Genomic DNA, 6,757 nt, shown 5'->3' with positions numbered 1-6,757 from the left:
GATCGCCACGCGCTGCTGCTGGCCGCCGGAAAGTTCGGCCGGCGTGTGGTGCTCGCGGCCGACGAGGCCGACCTCGGCCAGCGCCTGCATGGCGAGGTCGCGGCGCTCGCGGGCAGCGACGCCGCGATAGATCAGCGGCAGTTCGACATTCTCCGCCGCCGTGGTGCGGGCCAGGAGATTGTAGCCCTGGAAGACAAAGCCGACATAGAGGTTGCGCAGCATGGCGCGGCGGTTGCGGTCGAGCCGGCCGGCATCGACGCCCATGAAGGAATAGGTTCCGGCCGTCGGCGTGTCGAGGCAACCGATGATATTCATCGCCGTCGACTTGCCGGAGCCGGACGGACCCATGATGGCGACGAATTCGCCGCGCTTGATGGCAAGGTCGACGCCGGCCAGCGCATGCACCTTGGCTTCGCCCTGGCCGTAGCTCTTCCAGACCTTGTCGAAGGTGATGAGGGCGGCACCGGCGGCCATGGCCTCAGCTCCGCGACTGCGAGGCGGTGATCACCTGCGCGCCTTCCTCCAGGCCGGAGGTGATCTCGGTCAGCTCGCCGTCGGTGGAGCCGATCTTGACGTTGACCGGATGCGGCCGCCCGTTATCCAGCACATAGAGCGTGCGGGAACCATCGGTCGGTGCCTTCGCGGCCTGGCGCTGGCGGTTGCCGCCGGGGCGGCCCATGCGGCCGGTGAACAGGTCGCTCAAGCTCCAGCCGCGTGCCGCTTGCTGCGCCGGGCGGTAGCGGAAGGCGGAAGAAGGCACGGTGAGCACGTCCTTGGCCTGCCGCGTGACCACCGAAACTGTGGCGGTCATGCCGGGCCGCAACAGAAGTTCGCCGTTGTCGACCTCGAGCCGTGCATTGTAGGTGACGACGCCATCCGTCGTGACCGAGGCATAGGAGATGTCGCGAATTTCGGCATCGAACGGCCGGTCGGGGAAGGCGTCGACGGTGAAGCGGGCATGCTGGCCCGACTTGACCGCGCCGATGTCGGCTTCGTCGACCGCGGCCACCAACTCCATGTTTCTGAGATCGGCGGCGATGACGAACAGCACCGGCGCCTGCAGCGAGGAAGCGACCGTCTGGCCGGGGTCGACCGAACGGGTCAATACGATGCCGTCGATCGGCGCGTAGATGGTGCTCTTGGCAAGGTCGGTCTGCTGCGCCTTGAGGTCGGCCTGGGCGATGGCGAGATTGGCTTGCGCACTGTCGAGCGCCGCCTTGGCGCGGTCGCGGGTCGCGGTTGCCGCTTCGAGCGACTGGTCGGTCGCCATGCCGCGTTTTGTCAAGGCCGCTGCGCGTACCAACGCGCTTTCGGTCTCGGCCAGCGTCACCGTGGCGTCTTCGACATTGGCTGCGGCGCCCTTGGCGGATGCCTCAGCGCGTTCGATCTGGACCTCGAGTTTCACCGTATCAAGCGTCGCCAGCACGTCGCCCTTCTTGACCTGCTGGTTCTCCTCGGCGGAGACCGAGCGGATGATGCCGGACAATTCGCTGGAAATGTCGACTTGGGTGAGCGGCTGCAGCGTGCCCGTCGCCGACACCTGGACGGTGAGGTCGGCCTTGGCGGCCGGCACTGTCGTATAGTCGATCCTGGTCGGCGTGCCGGCATACCATTGATAGCCGGCAAAAGCCGCGACGAGGGCGATCAGGATCAGCAGCGCGTAGAGCCAACCGCGGCGGCGCGTCCTGCGCCGGCCGGCGTGGTCGAGCCCCAGCGCCGTCTCGATGGCGGAATCCGATTCCGTCTTTGGCAGATTGACAATCTGGTCCACCTCGGACCCCTATGATGCGCAACGTCCCTATCTGTGCACAGATCAGGCTTACCGGTTCAAATATCAAATTAAATTTCGCCCATGTTGGGATTGAGGCAGGAATGCAAACCCGGAATTACTTGCTTTACGATGTGTTCACGACCGAGCGACTGGCCGGCAACCCGCTGGCGGTGGTGTTGGATTGCAAAGGTCTGGACACCGCCGCGATGCAAGCCATCGCGCGCGAGTTCAACCTGTCCGAATCGGTTTTCGTGCTGCCGCCGGACAATCCCAAGCACCGAAACCGCATCCGCATCTTCACGCCCGACTATGAAATGCCGTTCGCGGGCCACCCGACGGTGGGCTCGGCCATTGCGCTGGCGGAATTGGCCGGTGAGGGCGGTGCCGGCATCTTCGTGCTGGAGGAAAATATCGGACCGGTGCGTTGCGCCGTGAGCCAGCACGATGGCGCCACCTTCGCCGAATTCGACCTGGCCAAGCTGCCGGAGCCGCTGAAGCTCGAAGCCGATCCGGTGGCGATCGGCGCGGCGCTTGGCTTGGCACCGCATGAAGTCGGCTTCGAGAATCACCGCGTCGCCTTCTGGTCGGCGGGCGTGCCCTACGTGACCATTCCGGTCGCCAATATCGAGGCGGCGGGCCGGATCCGGCTGGACAATCAGGCGTGGTCGGAACTGGCGCCGCGCAAGAGCGAATGGGCCTTTGCCAGCCCCTATGTCTATTGCCGCGAGACGGTAAACCACGAAAGCGCTTTCCACGTGCGCATGATCGTGCCGGGCACGCCGTCCTATGAAGACCCGGCGACGGGTTCGGCGGCGGCGGCCTTCGCCGGCGCCATCATGCATTTCGACGCTCCGACCGACGGGGTTTCGCAATTGTGGATCGAACAGGGACTGGAGATGGGGCGGCCATCGCGCATCCGCCTCGAATTGACCGTGCAGGGCGGAAAACTGGCCTCCGCGCGCATTGGCGGCAATGCGATCAAAGTCGCGGAAGGCAAGCTTTTCCTCTGATCGCCTCCGGGCTTTGTCGATTTGTCGGGAAATGATTCCGGCAGGGCTGGACAGGACCAGTATCGGCGGCTATATGGCCGCCAACGCCGGTTTTTACCGGCCGAGTGGGTGCGTAGCTCAGTTGGTAGAGCAGCTGACTCTTAATCAGCGGGTCCACAGTTCAATCCTGTGCGCACCCACCAAAAATCTAACAAAATCAATTTGTTGGACGAGGTGAGGGACCCTGACGGATGCAGGCGGAAGTCGGTATCCGCGCTATGTCTGAATATTTTGGGCAGCATCGAAGTTGCGTCCTGGTTTCTTTCCCGCTCAATCCGACCAAAAAGCCCCGTCGGCCTCTCCGGAAATTCAAAGCTTGCGAAACCCATCCGCCTCTAAATCAAAGAGATGGAGCATGATGTCGTCCGAAAACCGCGTCACACTTGTTCGGCATCATGCTCTAGATGCGCGTCACGTCATGCTTCCGGCTACCAAAATGTCGCGCTGGCGGTCGGTCGGTGCTTGCCCCTTGATCTGGTCCACGGCCCACTTCGATGATTCCCACCAGCGCGTGAACAAACTCAACCATATCGTTTGCCGTGATGGCTGCCTTGTCGGGGTTTTGCCCGATGTGCTCGGCTGCTTCGCAGCATGCGCGGCGGATGAGATCGTAGTGTACATCCCTTTCATCCTCCGGCAACGCCGCCAACTTCATGGCTCGGCTATGAATCAACCGTAGCAATAGTTCGAGAGCTGCTCCGACACTCATGCGTTTGCTCCGCATTGGTCGAGCGTCCCGGCGCTTGAGGGCGCGCGTTTGGAACGTCCGATGAGGAGGCGTTTCCCATCCCCTTATGGAAGGCTGCATCACAGCCGTTAATATATTCTTTCTTGCTAATATGCGTCCTTGGAGCCTGCAGAAGGGCCGAGCGCGCCCGTGCCTTCTCTTGCTGTCGAAATTTCAGTCGGTTCGAGCAAGGACATCGCGCCCCCCTGTTTCGGGGTCTTCGAAAATTTAGGTAGTGGGTCAGTTTGAAATTCCGCCCCGATCACAATAGGCGCTTTCGCCTACGCTCTGTCTGGAAAATAGGCTGAAGCGCATGCCATCTTCAAGCCATGACAGAGAAGCACCCAAAGCGCCCGCGCGATCCTAACCAGTTGGCGAAGTCGATTGTCTCGCTCGCCACCGGCGAGGCTGAAGATAAGAAGCCGCTCGCCTGGCGGACGCAAAGAGACGGTCGAAGGCAATCCCGATCCTAAGCACGTCAGCACGTCATTTGCCGAGCGTCAGAACCTCACCATGCGGATGCACATGCGCCGCTTAACCCGCCTGACCAATGGCTTTTCCAAAAAGGTTGAAGCTCACGCTAATGCGGTCGCTCTGCACTTCATGTATTACAATTTCGTCCGCATCCATAAGACGCTGCGCGTCACCCCGGCGATGGCCGCTGGCGTGACTGACAAGCTTTGGGAGATCGGTGATATTGTCGCGTTGATTGAAGCGAAAGAAGCCGAGAAGCCAATGGCTCGCGGGGCTTATCGAAAGAAACTTAATTGAGACAGCGAACGTTCAGCGACAGTCAAATCGAAGAGTTTATGCATCTGCATCTGACCAAATACCCAGATGCCGTTGAACGTATGCATTTCGTCATGAAGCATCCGTTTCGGGATAATGACGAGCAAATGTCCAGAACCAGGCGGGAGATTTTGGACACCGCGAAACACCTAGCGTTCTTTCACGCCCATTCGCAGGAAATACCCAAGGATCGCCTCGCGAAGGTCGCTGATCCATATTATCACGCGCGCCACGACATCCTATCCGATGTGATCGCCCATGTCGCTGCCATGCTGGGCCCTATAGGTTCCTATGAGATCGAGGAATGATGCTCGCAATTTCAAACTGACCCACTACCAAAATTTATGAGGGTTTGTACCTCAAGGCGATCCGCGCATTACTTCTCCGACACGCCAGCCTCGGCAAAGCTCGCCATTCTCGCATGGCATTCCAGCGCCGAGCGCACGATGTTGACGGCCAGGCACGCGCCTGAGCCTTCGCCGAGCCGCATGCCGAGATCAAGCAGCGGCGGCAGGGCGAGCGCTTCGAGCAGGCCGCGATGGCCCGATTCGGCCGAGACGTGGGCGGCGATGGTGTGAGCGAGGCCGGTCGGGTGCAGCTTCGCCAGGGGTGCCGCGGCAGCGGTGCAGACGAAGCCGTCGAGCAGTACGGGTATGCCCAGATGCCGTGCGGCCAGCGTCGCGCCAAAGATCGCGGCGAGTTCGCGTCCGCCAAGGCTGGCCGCGATCCCCAGCGGATCGGCAAGGGCGGCGGCGTGGCGCTTCAGGCCGGCTTCGATGGCGACCACCTTGCGCTTCAGGCCGGCATCGTCGACGCCGGTGCCGCGTCCAGTCCATTTTTCCGCGCCGCCGCCGAACAGGGCAGCCGAGATGGCGGCGGCCGGCGTGGTGTTGCCGATGCCCATTTCGCCAAAGCAGACGAGATCGATGTCCTTGGTGACCGCGTCATAACCGGCGGAAACCGCGGCGAGAAAGGCTTTCTCATCCATCGCCGATGTCTGCGTGAAGTCGCCAGTGGGCTGGTCGAGGTCGAGCGGGATGACGTCGAGTTCGGCGCCGGCGATGCGGGCCAACTGGTTGATGGCGGCACCGCCGCCGGCGAAATTCGCCACCATTTGAACGGTGACTTCGGAAGGGTAGGCCGACACGCCCTGCGCGGTGACGCCGTGGTTGCCGGCGAAGACGAAGACTTTCACGCGGTCGAGCTTGGGCATATCGCGGCCCTGCCAGCGCGCCAGCCAGGCGGCGATGGTTTCCAGCCGGCCGAGGCTGCCTTGCGGCTTGGTCAGCGTGTCCTGACGGCGGGCAACGGCATCGGCCGCCGTCTCGCTGCCGGCGGGCAGATTAAGGCAGGCAGCGCGCAGTTCATCGAGGGATTTGAAGGGCATGGGGGCAAGGTCTCCAGAAGGGAATCAGGTCAAGGGATCAGGAAAGGGCGACGGAAGCGACGAGAAGCACCGCGATTTCGCTCACCTGCTGCAAGGCGCCGATCGTATCGCCGGTCTGGCCATCGATCTGGTTGAGGCAAAGAGCGTGGAAAGCGGCAAACAGCAGGCCAAGCAGGACGAGCGCGGCGATGGCGCCGCCGGGGCCAAGCAACAGCAAAGGGATCGCGCCGAGCACGCCGCCGGCTATGGCGGTGCCGAGCGATACCGTGCCGGCGTCGGCCGACAGGCCGTCGGATCGTGCCGGCGGCAAGAGGTGCATGAAGGCGCCGAGCACGCCACGCGAGGCCGCATGCGCGGCCACCAGAGCGAAGAGGGCTTGCGTGGGATCGGGGAGTTCCGACAGCGTGCTCCAGCGGGTCAGCAGCGACAGCGCCAGCGCCATCGCACCATAGGCGCCGATGCGGCTGTCGCGCATGATCTCGAGCTTGCGTCCACGCGACTTGCCGCCACCGAAGCCATCGGCGACGTCGGAGAGGCCATCCTCGTGCAGGCAGCCGGTGGTGAGCACGGTTGCAACAAGGGCCAGGGCGGCTGATGGCCCAATGGCAAGGCCAAAGCGTTCCGCAGTGGCAAAGACGATCGCGCCGATCAAGCCGACGGCAAGGCCGGCGATCGGAGCGGCCCAGATCGCGGCGGCGAGGCTGCGGCCACGAAAATCGAGCACGGGCAGCGGCAGGCGCGTGAAGAAGACCAGGCAGAGCGCGATGTCATCGAGGACTTGCCGAGGCGACAGGGTGATTCTTGGGAGCTTCATGGCCTAGCTCTTCGCAATCGCATGAAAGAAGGTGCCGCTGACATGGCCGCGCCGGTAGCCGGAAGCGCCGAGCGGATTGCCCTGGCCGTCGGCGAGGTCGGCCAGCGGCTCGTCATTGCCGGTGGCCGTCATCTGCGCATAGTGGAATTCGTGACCTCGGATCAGCGCACCTTGCGGCCCCAGCGGACAGTCGGCGCGCAGCCGCGCCTCGCGGTAGCCG

The 6,757-nt window shown here is 63.1% G+C and carries 7 protein-coding genes, 1 tRNA gene and 2 pseudogenes; 4 read left to right on the top strand and 6 right to left on the bottom strand.

The window, feature by feature from the left end; translation table 11 throughout:
* The coding region (locus tag EOA36_RS22605) for an ATP-binding cassette domain-containing protein (RefSeq protein WP_127279496.1) at nucleotides 1–474 on the bottom strand (474 nt) is incomplete at its 3' end.
* Between the two features lie 4 nt (nucleotides 475–478).
* Nucleotides 479–1,771, bottom strand: a complete 1,293-nt coding sequence (locus EOA36_RS22600) for an efflux RND transporter periplasmic adaptor subunit (protein WP_127279495.1) — start codon at nucleotides 1,769–1,771, stop codon at nucleotides 479–481.
* A gap of 101 nt (nucleotides 1,772–1,872) precedes the next feature.
* Between EOA36_RS22600 and EOA36_RS22595 the strand changes: the two genes are divergently transcribed.
* Nucleotides 1,873–2,781, top strand: coding sequence for a PhzF family phenazine biosynthesis protein (locus EOA36_RS22595; RefSeq protein WP_127279494.1), 909 nt, complete (start codon nucleotides 1,873–1,875; stop codon nucleotides 2,779–2,781).
* A 106-nt stretch (nucleotides 2,782–2,887) separates the two neighbouring features.
* Nucleotides 2,888–2,963: transfer RNA gene (locus EOA36_RS22590), tRNA-Lys, on the top strand.
* 257 nt (nucleotides 2,964–3,220) lie between these two features.
* Here the strand turns inward: EOA36_RS22590 and EOA36_RS22585 are convergent.
* On the bottom strand, nucleotides 3,221–3,529 hold the full coding sequence (locus tag EOA36_RS22585; protein WP_127279493.1) for a hypothetical protein: 309 nt from the start codon (nucleotides 3,527–3,529) through the stop codon (nucleotides 3,221–3,223).
* 468 nt (nucleotides 3,530–3,997) lie between these two features.
* On the opposite strand from EOA36_RS22585, the pseudogene EOA36_RS22575 reads away from it, so the two are divergent.
* Nucleotides 3,998–4,318: pseudogene (locus EOA36_RS22575) on the top strand (IS1 family transposase); the annotation flags it as partial.
* Between the two features lie 38 nt (nucleotides 4,319–4,356).
* Entirely contained in the window at nucleotides 4,357–4,644 is a 288-nt protein-coding gene (locus EOA36_RS22570; RefSeq protein ID WP_127279492.1) for a hypothetical protein, read from the top strand.
* 68 nt (nucleotides 4,645–4,712) lie between these two features.
* Here EOA36_RS22570 and cobT read toward each other — a convergent pair whose 3' ends face one another.
* From cobT to EOA36_RS22555, 3 genes and pseudogenes are all read right to left on the bottom strand, one after another.
* Complete coding sequence (gene cobT, locus EOA36_RS22565) at nucleotides 4,713–5,723, bottom strand: nicotinate-nucleotide--dimethylbenzimidazole phosphoribosyltransferase (protein ID WP_127279491.1); 1,011 nt, start codon at nucleotides 5,721–5,723, stop codon at nucleotides 4,713–4,715.
* A gap of 37 nt (nucleotides 5,724–5,760) precedes the next feature.
* Nucleotides 5,761–6,537, bottom strand: a complete 777-nt coding sequence (gene cobS, locus EOA36_RS22560) for an adenosylcobinamide-GDP ribazoletransferase (RefSeq protein ID WP_127279490.1) — start codon at nucleotides 6,535–6,537, stop codon at nucleotides 5,761–5,763.
* Between the two features lie 3 nt (nucleotides 6,538–6,540).
* A pseudogene (locus tag EOA36_RS22555) lies at nucleotides 6,541–6,757 on the bottom strand (cobyrinic acid a,c-diamide synthase); the annotation flags it as partial.

Source organism: Mesorhizobium sp. M8A.F.Ca.ET.021.01.1.1, from assembly GCF_003998025.1.
In the GTDB taxonomy this organism is placed as follows: Bacteria; Pseudomonadota; Alphaproteobacteria; order Rhizobiales; family Rhizobiaceae; genus Mesorhizobium.
The sequence above is the reverse complement of the archived record's forward strand: the minus strand, read 5'-3'. Positions and strand labels throughout refer to the sequence as shown.

What these genes read in the sequence shown, in the direction of transcription:
- EOA36_RS22570 (WP_127279492.1), top strand. Translation starts at nt 4,357, where the DNA reads ATGCATCTGCATCTGACCAAATACCCAGATGCCGTTGAACGTATGCAT.
- cobS (WP_127279490.1), bottom strand. Translation starts at nt 6,537, where the DNA reads ATGAAGCTCCCAAGAATCACCCTGTCGCCTCGGCAAGTCCTCGATGAC.
- EOA36_RS22595 (WP_127279494.1), top strand. Translation starts at nt 1,873, where the DNA reads ATGCAAACCCGGAATTACTTGCTTTACGATGTGTTCACGACCGAGCGA.
- cobT (WP_127279491.1), bottom strand. Translation starts at nt 5,723, where the DNA reads ATGCCCTTCAAATCCCTCGATGAACTGCGCGCTGCCTGCCTTAATCTG.
- EOA36_RS22585 (WP_127279493.1), bottom strand. Translation starts at nt 3,529, where the DNA reads ATGAGTGTCGGAGCAGCTCTCGAACTATTGCTACGGTTGATTCATAGC.